Annotated in this window: 16 protein-coding genes; 7 read left to right on the forward strand and 9 right to left on the reverse strand. The window is 55.9% G+C overall.

All coding sequences use genetic code 11. The features are described 5' to 3' along the window. Positions 1-15 precede the first annotated feature (15 nt). From iscU to cysE, 5 genes are all read right to left on the reverse strand, one after another. Positions 16-420, reverse strand: coding sequence for a Fe-S cluster assembly scaffold IscU (gene iscU, locus AUQ41_RS09855; RefSeq protein WP_008890648.1), 405 nt, complete (start codon positions 418-420; stop codon positions 16-18). A 91-nt stretch (positions 421-511) separates the two neighbouring features. Beyond that, complete coding sequence (locus AUQ41_RS09860; protein ID WP_063088290.1) at positions 512-1,735, reverse strand: IscS subfamily cysteine desulfurase; 1,224 nt, start codon at positions 1,733-1,735, stop codon at positions 512-514. A gap of 23 nt (positions 1,736-1,758) precedes the next feature. Then, positions 1,759-2,886 carry a cysteine desulfurase family protein gene (locus AUQ41_RS09865; protein ID WP_063088291.1) on the reverse strand — a complete coding sequence of 376 codons (1,128 nt, stop codon included), beginning with the start codon at positions 2,884-2,886 and terminating at the stop codon, positions 1,759-1,761. Positions 2,887-2,935: 49 nt separating this feature from the next. Further along, positions 2,936-3,418 carry an Rrf2 family transcriptional regulator gene (locus tag AUQ41_RS09870; protein WP_008890645.1) on the reverse strand — a complete coding sequence of 161 codons (483 nt, stop codon included), beginning with the start codon at positions 3,416-3,418 and terminating at the stop codon, positions 2,936-2,938. Between the two features lie 75 nt (positions 3,419-3,493). Then, a complete protein-coding gene (gene cysE / locus AUQ41_RS09875) occupies positions 3,494-4,213 on the reverse strand; it encodes a serine O-acetyltransferase (RefSeq protein ID WP_083952909.1) in 720 nt (239 codons plus the stop codon). 245 nt (positions 4,214-4,458) lie between these two features. Here cysE and AUQ41_RS09880 point away from each other — a divergent pair, with 245 nt between their 5' ends. Beyond that, the gene (locus tag AUQ41_RS09880) at positions 4,459-5,097 is read left to right on the forward strand and encodes an alpha/beta hydrolase (protein ID WP_008890643.1); all 639 of its coding nucleotides are present in this window, start codon (positions 4,459-4,461) and stop codon (positions 5,095-5,097) included. A gap of 40 nt (positions 5,098-5,137) precedes the next feature. On the opposite strand, the gene AUQ41_RS09885 is transcribed toward AUQ41_RS09880, so the two are convergent. Continuing rightward, positions 5,138-6,253 (reverse strand): anhydro-N-acetylmuramic acid kinase, encoded by a 1,116-nt coding sequence (locus AUQ41_RS09885; protein ID WP_063088293.1) that lies wholly within the window; start codon positions 6,251-6,253, stop codon positions 5,138-5,140. Positions 6,254-6,440: 187 nt separating this feature from the next. On the opposite strand from AUQ41_RS09885, the gene tyrS reads away from it, so the two are divergent. Next, positions 6,441-7,694 (forward strand): tyrosine--tRNA ligase, encoded by a 1,254-nt coding sequence (tyrS, locus tag AUQ41_RS09890; protein ID WP_063088482.1) that lies wholly within the window; start codon positions 6,441-6,443, stop codon positions 7,692-7,694. 74 nt (positions 7,695-7,768) lie between these two features. Here tyrS and AUQ41_RS09895 read toward each other — a convergent pair whose 3' ends face one another. After that, positions 7,769-11,287: an AsmA-like C-terminal domain-containing protein gene (locus AUQ41_RS09895; RefSeq protein ID WP_063088294.1), complete on the reverse strand. Its 3,519-nt coding sequence runs from the start codon at positions 11,285-11,287 to the stop codon at positions 7,769-7,771. Between the two features lie 264 nt (positions 11,288-11,551). Between AUQ41_RS09895 and AUQ41_RS09900 the strand changes: the two genes are divergently transcribed. The 5 genes from AUQ41_RS09900 to adhP all read left to right on the forward strand — a co-directional run bounded on the left by AUQ41_RS09900 (position 11,552) and on the right by adhP (position 18,204). Further along, positions 11,552-14,527: a bifunctional [glutamine synthetase] adenylyltransferase/[glutamine synthetase]-adenylyl-L-tyrosine phosphorylase gene (locus AUQ41_RS09900; RefSeq protein ID WP_063088295.1), complete on the forward strand. Its 2,976-nt coding sequence runs from the start codon at positions 11,552-11,554 to the stop codon at positions 14,525-14,527. Positions 14,528-14,616: 89 nt separating this feature from the next. Beyond that, positions 14,617-15,081 carry a thioredoxin-dependent thiol peroxidase gene (gene bcp, locus AUQ41_RS09905; RefSeq protein ID WP_063088296.1) on the forward strand — a complete coding sequence of 155 codons (465 nt, stop codon included), beginning with the start codon at positions 14,617-14,619 and terminating at the stop codon, positions 15,079-15,081. A 226-nt stretch (positions 15,082-15,307) separates the two neighbouring features. After that, the gene (locus AUQ41_RS09910) at positions 15,308-16,078 is read left to right on the forward strand and encodes a response regulator (RefSeq protein WP_008890637.1); all 771 of its coding nucleotides are present in this window, start codon (positions 15,308-15,310) and stop codon (positions 16,076-16,078) included. A 137-nt stretch (positions 16,079-16,215) separates the two neighbouring features. Next, positions 16,216-17,043 (forward strand): ferritin-like domain-containing protein, encoded by an 828-nt coding sequence (locus AUQ41_RS09915; RefSeq protein ID WP_063088297.1) that lies wholly within the window; start codon positions 16,216-16,218, stop codon positions 17,041-17,043. A gap of 138 nt (positions 17,044-17,181) precedes the next feature. Next, positions 17,182-18,204: an alcohol dehydrogenase AdhP gene (gene adhP / locus AUQ41_RS09920; RefSeq protein ID WP_063088298.1), complete on the forward strand. Its 1,023-nt coding sequence runs from the start codon at positions 17,182-17,184 to the stop codon at positions 18,202-18,204. Between the two features lie 61 nt (positions 18,205-18,265). Here adhP and AUQ41_RS09925 read toward each other — a convergent pair whose 3' ends face one another. Both AUQ41_RS09925 and AUQ41_RS09930 read right to left on the reverse strand, forming a co-directional pair. After that, complete coding sequence (locus AUQ41_RS09925) at positions 18,266-18,787, reverse strand: methylated-DNA--[protein]-cysteine S-methyltransferase (protein ID WP_281491870.1); 522 nt, start codon at positions 18,785-18,787, stop codon at positions 18,266-18,268. Between the two features lie 2 nt (positions 18,788-18,789). After that, the gene (locus AUQ41_RS09930; RefSeq protein WP_063088300.1) at positions 18,790-20,277 is read right to left on the reverse strand and encodes a DNA-3-methyladenine glycosylase 2 family protein; all 1,488 of its coding nucleotides are present in this window, start codon (positions 20,275-20,277) and stop codon (positions 18,790-18,792) included. Positions 20,278-20,428: the final 151 nt, after the last annotated feature.

Here is a 20,428-nt window from a genome sequence, read left to right on the forward strand (position 1 = left end):
GGGAGTGGGCGCTGCTTATTCAGCAGCGTCCACTTCCGCTGCGCCGTTTTTGGTTTTGTAGTCGCTGATTGCGGCTTTGATCGCGTCTTCAGCCAGGATCGAGCAGTGGATCTTGACCGGCGGAAGTGCAAGTTCCTCGGCAATCTGCGAGTTTTTGATCGAACCCGCTTCGTCAAGCGACTTGCCCTTGACCCATTCGGTGATCAGCGAGCTTGATGCAATCGCCGAACCACAGCCAAAGGTCTTGAACTTCGCGTCTTCAATGATCCCTTCCGGGGTCACTTTGATCTGCAGCTTCATGACGTCACCACATGCCGGTGCGCCGACAAGGCCGGTCCCGACAGAGGTTTCGTTTTTGTCCATGGAGCCGACATTGCGCGGGTTTTCGTAATGGTCGATCAGCTTTTCACTATAAGCCATGATAGGAATCCTCCTAAAAATCCTGAGTCTCTCTCACGAGACAGAATACATATCGAATGTGTCGATAGTACGTTTTCGGTCGTTGTCGTTCTTAGTGTTCAGCCCATTCGATCGACTTGATGTCGATGCCTTCCTGCGCCATTTCCCAAAGCGGGCTCATTTCGCGCAGACGCTCAACTGCGGTGCAGATGGCATCAACGGCTTCATCAAGCTCTTCCTTGGTGGTGTAGCGACCAATGCCAATACGAAGGGATGTATGGGCCAATTCTTCGTCAACACCAAGAGCACGCAGAACGTACGACGGTTCCAGCGACGCCGAGGTGCAGGCAGAGCCCGACGACACGGCAATGTTCTTGATGTCCATCAGAAGGCTTTCACCTTCGACATAGGCAAACGAAATGTTCAGGTTGCCGCTGACACGGACGTGTTCGTCACCATTGACATAGATGTCTTCGAGACGGTCACGGAAACGCTGAAGCGTGTAGTCACGCAGCTTCTCGATACGTGCGTTTTCTTCGGCCATTTCGTTGCTAAGAATGTCGCACGCCTTGCCAAGACCAACGATCAGCGGGGTCGGAAGCGTACCGGAACGCATGCCGCGTTCCTGACCACCACCGGTGATCTGTGCGATCACACGAACACGCGGACGACGGCGAACATACAGCGCACCGATGCCTTTCGGGCCATAGATCTTGTGACCGGAAATCGACATCAGGTCGATCTTCATGTCATCAACATCAAGGTCGATCTTGCCAACCGCCTGCGCACAGTCGGTATGGAAGAAGACTTTGCGTTCGCGGCAGATTTCACCGATTTCCTTGAGCGGCTGAATGACACCGATTTCATTGTTCACACCCATGACGGACACGAGTGCGGTTTCATCGGTGATGGCAGCCTTGAGTTCTTCAAGGTCGATCAGGCCGTTTTCCTTAACGCCAAGATAGGTCACTTTGTAACCTTCCTGCTCAAGGTGGCGGGCACTGTCGAGCACGCATTTATGCTCGGTGACAACCGTGATCAGGTGCGGCTTTTTCTTGCCATAGAACTTCATCACCCCTTTGAGGGCGAGGTTGTTTGACTCCGTCGCACCCGAGGTAAAGATGATTTCCTTGGCCGACGCACCAATGATCTTGGCAACCTGACCGCGTGCAACTTCAACCGCGTCCTCGGCTTCCCAGCCAAAGCTGTGGTTGCGCGAATGCGGGTTACCGAATTTCTCGGTGAAGTACGGCAGCATTGCCTCGACAACCCGCGGGTCGGTCGGCGTCGTCGCCTGATAGTCCAGATAGATCGGCTTTGCTTTAAGCTCGTTCATTTTAAAGGCTTCCTCACTCTTTCTCAGGCAGCGTGACGCGCTTTCTTGCGCGCTGCATTACCCCTCATCCGGCTCCAAACGCGGATAAATGTATCAATGTCTTCGTCGGTGCTATCCAGTCCCAGACTGACCCGAATGGCCGATCCGGGCTCGGTAACACCCATTTCCCTGAGCACGTGGCTTTCACGTACCTTGCCTGATGAACAGGCTGATCCCGAACTGATGGCAACACCTGCCAGATCCATTGCCATGACCTGGGTTTCCCCGGGTATTCCTGGCAGGATCAGGCAACTCGTATTCACCAGTCGCTCCGTTCCCTTGCCGGCGATCAGAAGCTCAGGCGCCTCTGATGCCAATTCCGTTTCGAGGCGATCACGCATCTGCGCGATATCCGCCATCCTTGCCATGTTGGCCTCGGCACGTTTGGCTGCGGCATCAAAGCCTGCAATCCCGACAACGTTTTCCGTGCCACCACGGCGGTATTTTTCCTGCCCGCCGCCCCGGATCTGGGGGACCAGCATCACGCCCGGCGCAATCGCCAGCGCGCCAATTCCTTTTGGACCGCCGATCTTGTGGGCCGAGATCGACACCATATCGACCAGCAAGCGCCCCATATCAACCGGCAACCGGCCCAGCGCCTGAACAGCGTCGCAATGGACCTTGGCACCATATTCGCGCGCCAACAGACCAACCTTGGCAACCGGCTGAATAACGCCGGTTTCGTTATTGGCCAGCATGACCGAAACCAGAACCTTCTGCCCGGCGTCAGATGCGTTTTTCAGCATCATTTCAAGGGCATTCAGGTCAATCACGCCATTTTGATCCACGGGGATGCGTTTGGCGTCCGGTCTTGCTTCGATGACCGAAGGATGTTCGACCGCACTGGTAAATACGGTGACATCTTCCAACCCGTTCAGCGCCAGATTGTTGGCCTCGGTGCCGCCGCTGGTGAAGATGATCCGTTCTGAATCACCGCCCAGCAAATCGGCAATGGTGCGTCTTGCATGATCAACGACCTTGCGGGCCGCACGGCCACTGGCATGAACCGAAGACGGATTACCTGCAACATCCATCGCAGCGATCATGGCCTGCTTTGCATCTTCGCAAAGCGGCGCGCTGGCGTTGTAGTCGAGATAAACCTGGTCGGTCATCAGTTTAAAATCATCCTTATTCGCATCTGCCCTCGATATAGAGGACCAACTACTGTGCCGCAACCTGTGACGGCTCTTCGATCTGGGTCGTTTTACCCGGGAAAGTCCGAAGCGTCCCGGCCACGTTGCGATCCACCACATCGGCAAGACTGACAGAGGCCAGATAAAGATAAATCTGGTTGCCGAGTTCTTCCCACAGTTCGTGGGTCAGACAACGGCCCTTGTTGGTCTTGCAGCCCTTGGGCGAACCGGACTTGCAACGGGTTGCACGGATTGGTTCATCAACCGCCAGAATGACATCGGCAACACGGGTTTCAGTGGCATTGCGTGCAAGCAAATATCCGCCACCCGGGCCGCGCACCGAACGGACCAGACCGCCCTTGCGCAATTTGCCAAACAGCTGTTCAAGATAAGAAAGCGAAATTTCCTGGCGGTCCGCAATATCTGCAAGCGCGACCGGTCGGTCCTTGCTGCTTTCAGCGAGATCGACCATCGCCATAACGGCATAGCGGCCTTTGGTACTCAGCTTCACGGTGCGTCCTCCTGCCTTGCTTTGGGGTTAACCCCGAGCGGGCTTTTCATTCATGTTGCGCGGTGGCGCGTAATTCTATTCCGATGATGCGACGATACGCGGCTTTTCCGGAGCGGCGTCAGATGAGGCCTTTTCACCCTCAAGGGCGACCACCTTGTTGCGCAGCGTTTCGACCTCACGGCCAAGTTCTTCAAGCGCACGGGCAACCGGATCAGGCAGATCGCCAAGCGGCGTCCCATAGGCACAGAACCGGTCATCCTGTTCACGGCGGACGATCTTGGCCGGAATGCCAACAACGGTCGCACCTTCGGGCACTTCACCCAGAACCACGGCGTTGCCGCCAACACGTGCATTCTTGCGCACGGTAAATGGCCCAAGGATTTGCGCGCCGGACCCGACGATCACGCCATCCTCAAGGGTCGGGTGACGTTTCAGGCCGCGCTGGCCGTCGCTGTTGACACTTGGCGAAGTCCCGCCAAGGGTAACGCCTTGATAAAGTGTGACATCATCGCCGATCTCGGCGGTTTCGCCGATCACGACACCCATGCCATGGTCAATAAAGAAGCGCTTGCCAATCGTCGCACCCGGGTGAATTTCGATCCCGGTCAACCAGCGCAATATCTGCGACAGGAAGCGTGCCGTCAGGCGAAAACCGCGCTGCCACAGCCAATGTGTCCCGCGATAGCCCATGATCGCATGAAACGCCGGATAGCTGATCACGACTTCCCAACGGGATCGCGCCGCAGGGTCACGGGCGATCATCGCGTCAATTTCCTGACGAATTAGCTTGAACATGGGGCGGTCCACTGTGTAATTAGTACCTTCGATTCCCGGCAGCCACGCCCAGCCCCGTCCTTGCACATAAGCAATTGTCGGGTTCGACAGGCACCATCGGGTTAGCCGGAATATAGGATAACCGAGTAACTTGGTCAAGTATTTGCCCAAAGCAATTTATGCGCAAACACGAAAAAACTTACAAAAACACTCGGATATTTTTGTTACACACATCTTTCCATTCGTGGACAGGAGCAGTCTGATCCATGCCTGAGGTCATTTTTAACGGCCCCGAAGGTCGCCTTGAAGGTCGCTACCACCATAACGGCGCTGACGATTCGCCCATCGCACTTATCCTCCATCCGAACCCGCAACAGGGTGGCACAATGAACAACAAGTTGTGCTTCAACATGTTCAACATGTTCAAGGATCGCGGCTATTCCGTCATGCGGTTCAACTTCCGTGGCGTCGGCCGCTCGCAGGGCGTATTCGATCAGGGGATCGGCGAACTGTCTGATGCGGCATCCGCGCTTGACTGGATGCAGACCTATAACGCCAATGCACGTGCAACCTGGGTTGCCGGTTATTCATTCGGTTCCTGGATCGGCATGCAGCTTTTGATGCGCCGCCCGGAAATTGACGGATTTATTTCGGTCGCAGCCCCGGCAAGTGAACATGACTTCACCTTCCTTGCCCCCTGCCCGTCATCCGGCATTCTGATCCACGGCACCCAGGACACCAACATTCCGGTCGCCTCGGTCAACAAGCTTGCCGACAAGCTGAATGCCCAGAAAGGCATTGAAGTTGACATGTGCGCGATTGACGGTGCCGATCACTATTTTGCCAAACAGCAAGACGAAGTGATCAAGCATTCAATTGCTTATCTGGACAAGCGCGGCGCTTAAACCGCCCGCAGCCTGACCACACAAATAAAAGGCCGCCTGATCAGGCGGCCTTTTTTGTTGGATACAGCTTGCCGCCACAACAGGGTTCGGGCACGCCCGTGGTTCCCGGGAAGCTGAGCGGCAAGTCACGCAAATGGCGCACGGCCAGGAAGCCAAAACATTCGGCCTCGACCGCATCACCATCCCAATCAAGCACGTCAACAGATTGCACCGGCACCCCAAGGCGGGTTGCGAGTGTTTCCATGATATAATTGTTGTGCCGCCCGCCACCGCAGACAAACCAGCCTTTGGGCGCGGCTGGCAGATGGTTTACCCCGGCAACGATGGCCGCCACCGTGCAATTGGCAAGCGTTGCCGCCCCGTCGGATACATTAAGCTTGGCCTCAACCACCAGCCCGTCGATCCGTGCCGCCATATCTTCGCGGTCCAGTGATTTCGGCGGGTTGCGGTCAAAATACGGGTCTTCAATGAATTTGACCTCGACCATCGGGTCACCGGTGCCCGAGGCCGCCGTTGCGCCGTTCAGATCAACCGGATTGCCGGTATGGCGCAATATCCAGTCATCAATCCGCGCATTGCCCGGCCCACAGTCAAAGGCCAGCAATGCGTCATCCCCGTCGATATAGGTAACGTTGGAAACCCCGCCGATATTCAGAACTGCCACGGGCAACTCCACACCGGCACTTTTGATCAGGGCGGCGTGATAAACAGGCGCCAGTGGCGCACCCTCCCCACCGGCGGCGACATCGGCCAATCTGAAATCGGCCACCACCGGGATACCGGTTTTTTCCGCAAGCATATGCGGCGTTCCGATCTGGCGCGTCAGCCCCGATGCCGGTTCATGAAACACGGTCTGCCCATGAAAGCCGATCACGCCAATGTCGGCGGCCGACATACCGGATTTATCCATCAGCATGTTAACAGCGTCAACATGTACCTGTGTCAGATCATCGGCAACGACATGTTCGGTGTTGGTCGCACTGCGATTGCCAAAACAGGCCCGCATGCGTTCGCGCAATTCCGGCGCATAAGGCACAAAAACAGATTGCCCGGTGCGGCGCACTTCGATGCCATCGGTTTCAATGAGGGCTGCGTCCACCCCGTCAAGAGAGGTGCCACTCATCATGCCGATTGCTGTTATCCAGCCGTGTCTCATGTCGTGCTCCGTGCGCGATCGCTGTTGGTTTTGAGCAGCCTAAAAGGAAATTATCGCGAATTCGTTACCCGTATGGCAGATCTGTTCGCCGATGCGTTGCCGAGCGGATGTTTTCTGTGCTAGATCATCGCCTCCGCACAAAATGGCGGATCAAATTTTCTATCACAACCAACATAGCGCAAAAACCATGACTGAACTGAAGTCTGATTTTCTCCGCGTCATGAATGACCGCGGTTACATCCACCAATGTACTGATCTTGAAGGCCTTGATGCCTATGCATCGGAAAATACGGTGGTGTGCTATGTGGGTTATGACTGCACTGCAGACAGCCTGCATGTCGGATCGCTTGTGTCGATCATGATGTTGCGCTGGCTGCAGAAAACCGGCCACAAACCGATTGTCCTGATGGGCGGCGGCACCACCCGCGTTGGGGACCCGACCGGCCGCGATGATGCACGTCCGGTTCTGACCGATGAAATCATCGAAGCCAACATGGCTGGCATCAAAAAGGTATTCCAGCAGTTCCTGACGTTTGGCGATGGCCCGACCGATGCGGTCATGGTCAACAATGCCGACTGGCTGGACAAGCTGAACTACATCGAATTCCTGCGTGATTTCGGTCGCCATTTCTCGGTCAATCGCATGCTGGCCTTTGACTCGGTCAAGCTGCGTCTGGAACGTGAACAGTCGCTGAGCTTCCTTGAATTCAACTACATGATCCTGCAAGCCTACGACTTTGTCGAACTGAACCGCAACTATGGCTGCACGCTTCAGATGGGCGGATCGGATCAGTGGGGCAACATCGTCAATGGTGTTGAGCTTGGTCGCCGCGTTGATGAGAAATCGCTGTTTGGCCTGACGACCCCGCTAATGACCACCGCATCGGGTGCCAAGATGGGCAAGACCGCGGCTGGCGCTGTCTGGCTGAACGAAGAACGCCTGTCGTCTTATGACTACTACCAGTTCTGGCGGAACACCGAAGATGCCGACGTGATCAAGTTCATGCGTCTGTTCACCGAGATGTCGCTCGATCAGATCGAAGAATACGCCAAGCTTGAAGGATCGCAGATTAACGAAGCCAAGAAAGTTCTGGCATTCGAGGCGGTCAAACTTTGCCGCGGTGAAGAAGCAGCCCTTGCGGCGGCTGAAACGGCGCGCAAGACCTTTGAAGAGGGTGTTCTGGCCGACGATCTTCCGACCGTGGAAGTCGCCAAGGCCGATCTTGATGCCGGTATTCCGGCCTTTGATCTTTTCCGTCGTGCCGACCTTGCCAAATCGGGCGGTGATGCACGTCGTCTGATCAAGGGTGGCGGTGCCAAGATCAATGACGAAAAAGTCAGCGACGAGAACGCCAATATCACCGCCGATGCGGTTAATGCAGATGGTGTGATCAAGGTATCTGCCGGCAAGAAACGCCACGTCCTGATCAAGCCGGTCTGATCAAAGAAGACCCGCAGAAAAACAAAAGCCCCGCCGATCATCGTGCGGGGCTTTTTTCGTAACTGGTTGCCGACTTAGCCCGGCTCGGCACCGGTGATCAGGTTGCGGAACACGCCAGGCACAAAGGTCGATAGCGGATTGACCGTAATGCTGGGGTCGTTCAGATCGCCTTCCACTGTGTAGGTCGGGGCAAATATGCCACCGCCCTCTTCGCCGACCAGAATGTCGCCAAGGATCGGAATGGCACCCAGCGCGGAATTCAGCGCGTAAATCGGCACGATCGACCCGGCCAGTCGGATTTCCGATTTGGCCAAATCAATCGATCCATTGGCGGTGACCCCGACAGCTGCGCCGTTTGCCGCCACCTTTGACAGCGACAGCACATCATTGACATAGGTGAAGTCGCCGTTCATTTCGGTAAAGGCGATGCCATTGCCTTGCAACACATCGCCAAGCCCGGTCAGCGACGCGGCACTGAGCACGCGGGCCGCAATCGGCGCATTGACCACACGGAATTCATTGACCGTGACCTGACCGGTGAAGGGTTGGGCGATATCGCGTTCATCGACCGTGCCTTCAATGGTCAGGCGTCCGCCCAGAAGATTTTCATACATATCAACCGCACGCAGGAAACGCCCGGCATCCTCGCTGGTCATTGTGACCTTGCGGGTCTGGAAGTCTTCGCGGGCGACTTGCACAAACACATTGGCCCGGTCACCAAATGCACCGTTCAAAACAAGACGGTCCCATTCCTGCCCAACCGTATGGATCGATCCGCGCAGATCGGCCAGAAGTTCACCGTTGGCCATTACCATCTGTTCGATATTCAGGAACACTTCGGTTGTGCCGCCGGTTCGCTCGGCACGCTCGCCAATGCCACCGGTATTCGTTTCCGACGCGGCTTTGCCTGCGTCGTCATTGCTTTGTTCGTCACCGACGATCCATGGGGTCGCGATCAACTGGCGCGCCGAGATTTCCAGTTCGCGCTTGTCGGTTTCCTGACGCAAGGTGATCTTGCCATCATTTAGCAATGGCTCAGCCCCCTTAAGCAAGAAACCGCCAGCTTCCAGCGTCACAAGATAGCTCTGTTCATCCGGTTCGCCGTCCGCGGGCGCTTCAACGGATGCGTCATCTTCAAGGAAGGGACGCAAATCGAATTGCGCACCCTGCAGATCGACCAGCAATCGGTCGCCTTCTTCCATGCGGATGGTGCCGGAAAGGTCAATATTTTCGCGAAAACGGGTATCTTGCAGCTCGACAAACCATTTGTCGGCCATGGCGTTATCACCGCGCCAGTTGCCACGTCCCGTTGCCTCAAGGGCGGGTGCAATCAGTGAGAAACTGTCAAGCACTCCACCGCCATCAAACATTACGGCAACATCAAACTTCGCCGCAGCATTTGCACCGGGCTCCTTGCGATATCCCACTTTTTCAAGCGGAACCGAAATCGCCGAACTGGTCAAATCAACGTCACCGACCAAACGAACCTGATCCGAGCCGACGCGGATATCAAGCTCCCCCTTCGCCATGCCTTTCAGGTAGGGGCCGGGATCAAGTTCGATATCGGGCAAAACGGCAAGATCAAGATCGCCCGACAGGTTATAGCGGCTTCGGACCTCAGCCTCTTGCGCAAAGGTTTCGACCCAGTTGATATTGGTCTTGCCGTTGCCAATCGTGGCCGTGCCGCCAAGTTCAAGCCCCTTGGTGTTGACCTGTAATTCAAAGCTGCCTGCGGTGACATCCATGCCACGAAAGGCACCAACGATCCCGGCCTTTTCAATGCGTGAAGCCGCTGCGACATCAACATCGTCAAACGTCACATCGCGAAGCAACGGGAAATGCAGGCGCACACGGGTTGCCTGTTCACCACTGATCTGGGCCGGGTCGATACCAAGCCGGGTGGCAAAGCCAAGCGGTTTTGCCTCGATCAGTTCAAGTGCCTTGCGCGCGCTTCCCTGTGCGACGATTTCGATATCGGCATAGGGGGTTGGTTCATCAAGTTTGGTGAAAATGATGCTGGCATCGGTTACCTGAATGCCATCGGCCTCGCCGGTATTCACAAAGATGCTGAAACTGGTTTCATCAAATTCGGCACGCCCGGCGGAATTATGCACTTCCGGCATTTCACCAAGATAATGCACGGTCACACCGGACATCGTCATCTGACCACCAAGATCATCAACAATGACCTCGCCCGCATCGTCCTGGCGCAGTTCGGTGTGCAAGGTTGCCTGATGAACAATCCCCTCGGACAGGTTGGTGACGACCCAGGTCCGCGCATCCACACCGACCCCTTCGGGCCAGAGACGGTCCAGATCGTTGGTTGCGACGTTCTTGGCAGACGCATCAAGATTGACTTGCCACTGCCCGAACGGGTCAAGCACGACCCCCTGAAGTTTGGCGGAGGCATCGCCAACATTCAGCACGACATCATCAATGCTGAAGCGACCGGGCACATAGCTTGTGACAATTTGTCCGTCCGAAACCCGGTAGGTCGCCCGTATTTCGTCGGGGAAGGTGATCACGCCACTGCCAACTGACAGGTCAGTGGCCGCCGTAAGCAATTCGCCCTTCGCATCAAAGCTTGCGCGCAGCTTTCCGGAAACCGGAACATAGGCATCGCGCAGTTGTTCAAACAGATCCGAGATGCTGACAAGATCGGCAAGCTGCACCTCGCCAATTTCGGCCTCAAGATCGACCTGATCGGTTTCGATGCTGTAATCGCCGGTGACACGCACCTGTGTGGATATATCCCCGGCACTGACCTGCATCGAGGCTTCCGCACCGATCCCGAATGCCCGGCGCGACAGCAAAATATCGGCCTGCGGTGCCGCCCAGACAATGCCGATCTTGTCATCGCGCACTTCAAGATCGGCATTCACCACCCCGAAACTTTCGAAATAGGCCGCCGCCGGGATATCTGTGCGTTCGCCCGAAAGAATGGCAAACACATCCTGCAGGACCGTATTGCCGGAACGTTCGACAGTTTCACCTTCACCCGCAGCGTCTTCAGGTTCTGGCGCAAGTTGATCGGCATTCACGCCCGGTGCATCGGGGAGCTCAATCGTAACCGAGGCCCCGCGCCCCTTGTCATAACTTTGCCCGGTTGCCGCACCGTCATCGCTGCGCGTATTTTCCGACTGGTTTGTGACATCTGCGGCGGTTTCTTCGGCGACATAGCCGACATCAATCGTGCCATCGGCCCGCCGTTCAAGGCGAATGCGCGGGCCGATCAGATTAAGCTCGCGCAGGGCAAGCACGCCTTCAAACAGCGCCTTGCTGGAAAACACGACATCGGCTTCGGGGACGTGAAGCATTTCCTGATCATCGGGGCCAAAGATGCTGACGTTGCGCAAACCGACATCAAACTTTTCGTCCCAGCCGCGCCAGCGCAGAACGACGTCGCCGATTGCCAGCCGGTTATTGCCCATCGATTTGTTGAGATGATCAACCAGATAAGGGGTCAGACGATGCAGGGACACAGGTTCCTGGGACAGCCGCCAGATCGTGACTGCTGCAAATACGCCGACAAACAGGACGATGGCTGATAAAGTCAGCGCCAGCCATCCGGCAAAGGTCTTAACGTGGCGCACTCATTTTACCTTGTGTTCCCGATGTCATATGCAGCGATATCAATAACTTCTCTTGTCTGGCATGGTTGTCGATGCATCATTGGATCCTAAAATACCAGACAGTTATTGATCTATACCCCTTTTTGTCCGATCACAGAAAAGCTAGAAACATATAAGTCATCCTGTTGATCAGGACGTCCTACTCCTTGCAGAGATTATGCAATCAGGCTCAATCCTTTGCATAGCGCGGTTTGTGACCATTTCGCAATACAAGGAACGCAAAAAGTGTCTCTTTCCTGGATTTCACAGGACCTGCCCAAAGCCTTTGACGCCGACCGTGTCACCAATGCGCTCGAACGCTGGAACACATTGGCGGGTCGACCAGCGTTTGAAAGCCTGTCAGACAAAATTGGCGAGATTGCGTCCAATCCCCAAAAACGTGCGGTTCTTGAAGCGCTTTTTGGTAACAGCCCCTATCTGACCAATCTGTGCCTGCGCGATCCCGATACGGTCTGTGACGTGTTTGACAGTGGCCTTGATCAGGCATTTGCCAACGCGCTTGAGCCCGTGAAAGTCAGTGCGAATGCACGCGACCTTGATCAGACGACCACCATGGCGACGGTGCGCCACGCCAAACGCCGCGCGGCATTGGTGATCGCGATTGCCGATATCTGCAAGGCCTGGAAACTCGATCAGGTCACATCCGCGATCAGCAAGACAGCCGAATACACCCTTGATTTCACCATGGCGCATTGCCTGTCCGCCATGGCGCGCCTGCGCAAATATGACCTGCCCAACCCGGAAAATCCGCTTGAGGGATCCGGGATCTTTGCGATTGGGATGGGGAAACTCGGTGCCGGGGAGCTGAACTATTCATCCGATATCGACCTGATCTTCCTCTATGATCAGGATGTGGTGACCTATATCGACCCCGATCGCATTCATCAGGATCTTGTGCGGATGGTGCGCGACATCACCCGGATCATGGAAGAACGGACCGGCGATGGGTATGTTTTCCGCACTGATTTGCGCCTGCGTCCGGACCCTGCATCAACGCCACCAATCCTTTCGATGATTGCGGCTGAAACATACTATGAGACCGTCGGTCAGAACTGGGAACGTGCGGCCATGATCAAGGCCCGCATTGTTGGTGGCGACCGCGTTTCGGGCAATGAATTCCTTGAAATCCTGCGACCCTTTGTCTGGCGCAAGCACCTTGATTTCATTGCCATTCAGGACATTCATTCGATCAAGCGCCAGATCAATGCCCACAAGGGCGGCAGCAAGATCAATATCCCCGGTCACAATATCAAGCTTGGTCGTGGCGGCATCCGCGAGATCGAATTTTTTGCCCAGACCCAACAACTGATTTGGGGCGGGCGCGAGATTGCGCTGCGCGGCAAGGCGACCTGCGACACCTTGCGTACCCTGACCAAGTTCGGTCAGGTATCTGAGCAAGTCCGCGATGAAATGCTGGCCGCCTATGATTTCCTGCGCACGGTCGAACACCGCCTGCAAATGATCAATGATCAGCAAACCCAAACCCTGCCCGATACCGATCAGGGATTATTGGCACTGGCGACCTTCCTTGGCTATGAAACGCTTGATGCCTTCAAGGCGGACTTGCTGCTTCATCTGCGCAATGTCGAAAACAATTATGCCGAACTGTTTGAAGACGACACGACCCTTGCCGGTGCCAGTGGCAACCTTGTCTTCACGGGCACCGAAGACGATCCGGAAACCCTGATCAATTTGCGCGAGATGGGCTTTGAGAATGCCGAGAACGTATCGGTCACGGTGCGGGGTTGGCATCATGGCCGTTACCGGGCAACCCGATCACGCCGGGCGCGTGAAATCCTGACCGAACTGATGCCGACCCTTTTGGCAGCACTTGGTAAAACAACCAACCCGGACATGGCATTTCGTGCCTTTGACGACTTCCTCAAGGGTCTGCCGGCCGGGGTGCAGTTATTTTCGCTGTTCACCGCCCATCCGCAATTGCTTGAACTGCTGGCCCAGATTGCCGGGACCGCCCCGCGCATGGCGAAATATATCGGGCGTAATGCCGCGGTGCTTGATTATGTATTGATGTCGGGCTTCCACGAAGAACTGCCCGATGCGGATGCGATGCTGGCGGAGCTTGATGCCCGTTTGTCGCGCGAAGACATGGTCGAAGACTGGCTTGATGCCGCGCGGCGATGGGCCAATGACCAGAAGTTCCAGATTGATGTGCAAACCATCCAGAACCGTCACACCCCGCACGAAGCAGGTCGCGCATTGGCCGATGTTGCCGATGTTGCCATTCGCGCACTATTCCCGCGGATCGCCGACGATTTTGCCGCCAAACATGGTTCGTTTGCCGATGGCGGGCTTGCGGTGTTTGCACTTGGCAAGCATGGCGGGCAGGAACTTTCACCCGGGTCTGACCTTGATATGGTGTTCATCTATGAGGTGCCCGAAGATGCCGAAGAGTCCGATGGCGAAAAACCATTGTCTCCGGGCCACTATTTCATCCGGCTAAGCCAACGTTATATCAATGCCCTGTCGGCCCCGACCGCCGAAGGGGTTCTGTTTGAAACCGACCTGCGTCTTCGCCCCAGCGGATCCAAGGGCCCGCTTGCGACGCATTTCAAAAGTTTCGAGACCTATCAGAACAACGAAGCCTGGACATGGGAGCACATGGCGCTGACGCGATTGCGTGCGGTCTATGGCCCCAAAGCACTGTGTGACAAGGTATTGGCCACGACCAATGACGTGCTGTGCAAGCAACGCGATCCGGACAAACTGGTGCGCGAAGTCTATGATATGCGCAACCGCATGGAAGCCGGCAAAGGCGACAACCACCCATGGGCGATCAAGATGCGCCGTGGCGGTTTGGTCGATCTGGAATTCATTGCGCAATATCTGCAACTGCGCCATGCCCATGACCACCCGGAGGTCCTGTCACCGACAACCCGCGAGGTTTTCAAAAATCTGGCGACGGTGGGTATCCTTGACGGCGAAGAAGCCGAGTTTCTGGCCAATTCTGCATCGTTCTGGCTGGCGTTGCAGGCCATGCTGCGCCTGACGACCGAGGGCCCGTTTGATCCGGAAAAAGCCAGCGAGGATTTGCAAAAAATGCTGGCAAATGCCGGAAAATGTGATGATTTCGCAAGCCTTCAGGACAAAATGGAAATGACGGCAACCCGCATCAAGGAGATCTATGATCGCGTGGTTGCAGCCCCCGCGGAAAAGATTGCGCCAACAGATGCGCCGCAATGATCCAAGCCCCCTTGCCATCCTTATAAGGCTTTGTATTTTCACGGTTGCAACATGCCGCTATGCGGTCCCAAAAGATTAAAGGATAGACCATGACAGTTGATGTTGGTGATAAGGCCCCGGATTTCGAATTGCCAACCGATGGCAATGGCAGCGTGAAACTGTCGGATCTGGCAGGCAAACCGGTGGTGATCTATTTCTATCCCAAGGACATGACGCCCGGTTGCACGACCGAGTCCTGCGAATTCCGCGATGCCGAACCCGATTTCAGCGCTGTGAATGCGCAGATCATCGGCATTTCCAAGGACAGTGCGGACCGGCACGACAAATTCAAGGCCAAGCATGACCTGAACTTCATTCTCGCCTCCGACGAGAACGGCACCACGTGCGAGGATTACGGTGTCTGGAAAGAGAAAAGCATGTATGGCAAAAAATTCATGGGCATCGAGCGGTCGACCTTTGTCATTGATGGCAACGGTGTCATTCGCAATGCCTGGCGCAAGGTAAAGGTCAAAGGCCACGTTGCCGAGGTTCTTGAGGCCGTCAAAGCCCTTTGAATTCAGATTTTTCCCGTATCAAGGCCCGGCGATCAGTTGCCGGGCCTTTGTTTTTTTGGCGGTAAAATCGTTTTCTTTCAGACGGCTGGCCGTATTGCGTTTTGCTGATTTTGTTGCCATCCCTTGTTTGTCGGGCTAACAATTCGGATATGGGAGTGATGGGTGAGGTCTAATTCTCACCTGTTCGATGAAAACTCACCGGCATGCCGGCAAAGCGGGTAATCAAATGAATAACAATGTTGTTGATCTCGACGATCAAATGCTGGCGGATTTTCGCGACGAAGCACATGACATCATCAATTCGATTGACGTTCATCTGCAAAACGCACGCGGCAAAAAAGATCCCGCCCATCTGACCGCCATCCAGCGCGAAATATTCAATCTGCGATACAAGGGCAAGTCAGTATCAGCGCCGCTGATCAACCTGACCAGCCATCGTCTTGCGGATTACGTCACGACCTGCAAGGAACTGAACGAAGGCGCGATTGAAGACATCCAGGCCTTTGTCGATAAAATTCAGTCCCTGCTTGATGGTGACATGACGGCTGGCGGGACCGACACCGCCGAATTCGTGCGCGAACTGCCGTCCAAACGGACCCCTGATATTGACCCGGCATGGCTGAAACAGGCCAATGTCGAAGCCTTGCTGGTCATTCCGCAGCGCTCCCTGGCAACCATTCTGGAACGCGAACTGGCCGCTTGTGGTTATCGCAGTTCCGTCACCCAGACATCGTTCGAGGCAATCGAACTTGCCGTGCGCACCCGCCCGGATTTCATCATTGTCGCCAAGACCATTGATGAACTGACCGGTGTTGATCTGGCCAATGCCCTGCAGGCGATGCCGAAAACACGCGGCATTCCGACCGCGGTTTTGACCTCGGATGCACCGAACCATCCGTCGCTTCAGGATCTGCCGTGCCGGACCGCGATCATCCGCAAGGGCAATGCCTTTGGCGAGGATCTGGCAGAGGCACTGGCGCGCTTCAACATTACCTGATTGCGCAAGCGCCAAACGATTTCAAAGGGCGGTCTGAACCTTGATGGCGGGCCGCCCTTTTTGTTTGTCAATTGACCCGATGGCCGCCAAGTGGCAGACAAAGCGCACGTGAACCCAAACCCCATACCCGGACGATCATGACCAAACTGACCCTTGCTGATGCTGCCAAACGTGCCCTTCTGACCGAAGACGCCACCGAAAAGGCCGATGTCACCGCCGAAATGGCAGCGATGTGGCGCAATGGCGAGATCACTGAAGTGGGTTCAACCGACCTGCCCGATCGTCCCGGTCGCCCGGCAAAGCCGGAATTGCTGCCGCCCAACAAGATGCCCAAACGCAAGAAAGGCAGCGTTCAGGGCCGCATCGGGCTTTTGCATGCGCTGGCCCATATCGAACTGAACGCCATCGACCTGGCATGGGATCTGTGTGTGCGCTTTCCCGAGGCCGACATGCCGCGCGATTTTCACGATGCATGGGTTCAGGTCGCCGATGACGAAGCGCGCCATTTCAAAATGATCAACAAGCGCCTTGGTGAACTGGGTGCGGCATATGGTGACCTTCCAGCCCATGACGGGCTTTGGCAGACATCAATGGATACGGCCTATGACATTTTGCCGCGTCTGGCGGTCGTGCCGATGGTGTTTGAGGCGCGCGGCCTTGATGCCACGCCACCGACCATTGAACGGCTTCTGGCGCATGGGGATACGGAAAGTGCCCGTATCCTTAAAATCATCGCCCATGATGAAATCGCACATGTCGCCGCGGGCCGGAAATATTACGAATATGTCTGTGATCAGCGCGACCTGCCCTACTACACCACATGGCATGATATGCTGCGCAAGCATTTCCGCGGGCCTCTTAAGCCGCCGTTTAATGACGAAGCGCGCTATGAAGCCGGCATGCCGCCGGACTATTATCAGGACTATGTCCTTGAATTGCCTGACATTGACGGTGATGGCGCATAAGGCTTTTGCGCGCCTGATAAGAATTCATCAAAAATTGATACACCTCATGGTGGTGCAAACTGAAATCAACGACACTCCCCTTCGCGATATTTGAAGAAAAGACGTTCTTTTCCGTATCATCAGCAAGGAGATGTCACCATGCCCTCCACCATGAAAGCCGCCGTCGTTCGGGCGTTTGGCAAGCCGCTGTCGATTGAAGAAGTCACCGTACCCAAGGTCACGCCGGGAAAAATCCTGGTCAAGATCGAAGCGTCCGGTGTCTGCCATACCGACCTTCACGCGGCCGAAGGCGACTGGCCGGTCAAACCGAACCCGCCCTTTATTCCGGGCCACGAGGGTGTCGGCATCGTTGCCGAAGTTGGCGAAGGCGTGACATCCGTCAAGGAAGGCGACCGTGTTGGTGTCCCGTGGCTGCATTCAGCCTGCGGGCATTGCCATCACTGCGTTACGGGTTGGGAAACGCTTTGCGGCGAACAGCTCAATACCGGCTATTCGGTGAATGGCGGCTTTGCCGAATATGTCCTGGCCGATCCGAACTATGTTGGCCACCTGCCCGATCCGCTTGAATTTGGCAATGCAGCCCCGGTGCTTTGTGCCGGTGTCACGGTCTATAAGGGGCTTAAGGAAACCGAATGCAAGCCGGGCGAAACCGTCGTGATTTCCGGTGTCGGTGGACTGGGTCATATGGCGGTTCAATACGCCAAGGCGATGGGCATGAAAGTTATCGCTGTTGACATTGCCGACGAGAAACTTCAACTCGCCAAAGACCTTGGCGCGGACTGGACGCTGAACGCGGCCGAAACCGACGTTATTTCCGAAGTTCAAAAACAGATGGGCGGTGCCAATGGCGTGCTTGTCACCGCCGTGTCGCGCGCTGCGTTCAAACAGGGTGTAGGCATGCTGGGCCGTGGCGGGACCATGGCGCTTTGCGGCTTGCCCCCGGGAACGTTCGAACTTGATATTTTCGATACCGTCCTGTCACGCAAGACCATCCGTGGATCGATTGTCGGCACCCGTGCCGATCTTCAGGAAGCCCTTGATTTCGCCGGTGACGGCAAGGTGCATTCCCACTTCACGACCGAGCCGATGGAAAACATCAACTCGATCTTTGATCGCATGCGCGATGGCAAGATCGATGGCCGTATTGTCATGTCGATCTGATCGACTGCGATACTATCCCGACCGCAAAAAGGCTGCCATCCGGCAGCCTTTTCTTTTGGGTTCAGGCCGCCTTGGCCAGCATGGCGGCTTCGTGATCGAGCAACCATTTCTTGCGCGCAAGCCCACCGGCATAACCGGTCAATGTGCCGTTTGATCCGATCACCCGATGACACGGAACAATGATCGATACCGGGTTCAACGCATTGGCCCGCGCTACCGCCCGAACCGCCTTGGGGTTGCCCAACTGATTGGCCAGCCCGGCATAAGAGACGCTTTTGCCGCTCGGTATCGTGATCAGGGCATCCCAAACCGATTTCTGAAAAGCCGTCCCGACCATGTTGATCGCATCAATCGGCAGAACGCCGACGGATCCGGCGAAATAGCTATCCAGCCAGTCAGTGATCGGGTCTGGTGCCGCGCCGCCCACTTTCCATTCAAGGTTCTTGAACCGTCGTGTCTGAATGGTTTTAAGGCGATCATCATTGTCTTCGAAATCAAGATGCACCAGTTTGCCGTCAATCGAGGCGAGCGAGAGTTTCCCGATCGGGCTGGCATAACGCACGACGTTGATTTGGGTGGACATCGTCATTCTCCTTCCAATGCGGACCAAAGATATTGCGCGGCATATGCCCGCCATGGCCGCCAGTTTTCCGAAACGGTTTCGAGTGCCTTGGCCTTGTCCGGCCCGCCGCCCATGCCAGATGCCTTAAGGATGCCAAGATCGGCCGCCGGAAAGGCATCCGGGTCCCCAAGCCCGCGCAGGCCAAAATAGTTCAATGTCCAGGGGCCGATGCCCTTGATCGCGGTCATGGCGGCAATCAGCTCATCCCCAGACAGCTGGTCACAATCCGGTCTGGCAAACAGATCAATCACATCGGCAAGGGTTTGGGCCCGGCGCGTGGTCAAACCAATCGGGATCAGTTCCTGCCCGATCAGACTTTGAGGTGACGGGAAGACATGGGTGATCCCCGTCCCATTGATCAGATCATCGGGCAAGGCATCGCCAAAGCGGGCCACAAGCCGCCCGGCCAAGGTACGTGCCGCAGCCACCGAAACCTGTTGGCCCAAAACGGCCCGAAGGGCCAGTTCAAACCGGTCCCAACATCCGGGCACACGAAGACCGGGTCGTTTTTGTACCAGCGGTGCCAGCAAGGCATCGTCGGAAAACTGTGCGGTGATGGACGGTACATCGGCATCAAGATCAAAAAGCCTGCGCACCCTGGCACCGATTTCAAGCACTGCCTCGCGGGCCGGGCCGCGGAGGATGACATCCACGCCGGCTTGGTCCGCGCAAAAATGACAGATCATCAATCCGAGCTTGCCATCAATTTTGAAACCGCGCGCATAGGTGCGTTCACGGACGGTTTCCAAGCCCGGAATGGCACGTGCGCGGAAAAAGCTCAGAAGATAGTCGGCATCAAAGGGCTGGCGGGCACGCAGACGTAAAATCAAATCATCATTGCGCGCAGCAAACGGATCATCCGACCCCGGCTTTTCCGGGGTAACGGTTCTGACACCCCGGCGAAAGGCCGTCGGTGCCTGCCCATAGGCCTGTTTCATCGCATCGTTAAAGCGGCGCAAACTGCCAAACCCGGCAATGTCGGCGATTTCGGTCATGGTCAGGTTGCTATCGACAATCAACTGCCGCGCCCGCAACAGACGGCGCGCCTTGGCGTGTTCTTGCGGCGTGACACCGGTATGTTCCTTGAATATGCGCCGCAAATGCCGGTCCCCGACACCAAGCCGGTCGGCCAGATCGGTGATCGAGCCATTTTCAAGCACACCCTGATCAATCAGGCGCACCGCACGGGCGACCGTCGCATGCACACCAGCACTTGCCGGGCTGCCCGGCGCGGCTTCGGGGCGGCAGCGCAGGCATGGGCGAAAACCATGGGCAATCGCGGCCTCCGCACTGGGATAGAATTCGACATTGTCGCGCTTGGGCGTCACCGCCGGGCAAATCGGGCGACAGAAAATCCCGGTGGTCCGCACAGCGGTATAAAACCGTCCGTCAAACCGACGGTCCCGTGTTTTGAGTGCCTGATAGCAAATATCGTTATTGAGCTGTTCCATGCCGCGCAGTTTAGCAGAACTGCACGATAAAACTCGCCAGATTCGGACTCAGACGCTTTAAAACTTTTTGGTAATAAAATTAATAACACTTCAACTTTTGCGTTTAATGATTAAATACTCAACAAACAAAAGTTATACTCAGGCGGAGGAT

Source organism: Thalassospira sp. MCCC 1A02898 (assembly GCF_001618185.1).
GTDB lineage: Bacteria > Pseudomonadota > Alphaproteobacteria > Rhodospirillales > Thalassospiraceae > Thalassospira > Thalassospira tepidiphila.

Excerpts from the sequence above, each read along its gene's own strand:
- AUQ41_RS09885 (WP_063088293.1), bottom strand. The coding sequence starts at position 6,253 with ATGAGACACGGCTGGATAACAGCAATCGGCATGATGAGTGGCACCTCT.
- AUQ41_RS09930 (WP_063088300.1), bottom strand. The coding sequence starts at position 20,277 with ATGGAACAGCTCAATAACGATATTTGCTATCAGGCACTCAAAACACGG.
- cysE (WP_083952909.1), bottom strand. The coding sequence starts at position 4,213 with ATGTTCAAGCTAATTCGTCAGGAAATTGACGCGATGATCGCCCGTGAC.
- tyrS (WP_063088482.1), top strand. The coding sequence starts at position 6,441 with ATGACTGAACTGAAGTCTGATTTTCTCCGCGTCATGAATGACCGCGGT.
- AUQ41_RS09915 (WP_063088297.1), top strand. The coding sequence starts at position 16,216 with ATGACCAAACTGACCCTTGCTGATGCTGCCAAACGTGCCCTTCTGACC.
- AUQ41_RS09880 (WP_008890643.1), top strand. The coding sequence starts at position 4,459 with ATGCCTGAGGTCATTTTTAACGGCCCCGAAGGTCGCCTTGAAGGTCGC.
- bcp (WP_063088296.1), top strand. The coding sequence starts at position 14,617 with ATGACAGTTGATGTTGGTGATAAGGCCCCGGATTTCGAATTGCCAACC.
- AUQ41_RS09860 (WP_063088290.1), bottom strand. The coding sequence starts at position 1,735 with ATGAACGAGCTTAAAGCAAAGCCGATCTATCTGGACTATCAGGCGACG.
- AUQ41_RS09865 (WP_063088291.1), bottom strand. The coding sequence starts at position 2,886 with ATGACCGACCAGGTTTATCTCGACTACAACGCCAGCGCGCCGCTTTGC.
- AUQ41_RS09910 (WP_008890637.1), top strand. The coding sequence starts at position 15,308 with ATGAATAACAATGTTGTTGATCTCGACGATCAAATGCTGGCGGATTTT.
- AUQ41_RS09925 (WP_281491870.1), bottom strand. The coding sequence starts at position 18,787 with ATGTCCACCCAAATCAACGTCGTGCGTTATGCCAGCCCGATCGGGAAA.
- iscU (WP_008890648.1), bottom strand. The coding sequence starts at position 420 with ATGGCTTATAGTGAAAAGCTGATCGACCATTACGAAAACCCGCGCAAT.
- adhP (WP_063088298.1), top strand. The coding sequence starts at position 17,182 with ATGCCCTCCACCATGAAAGCCGCCGTCGTTCGGGCGTTTGGCAAGCCG.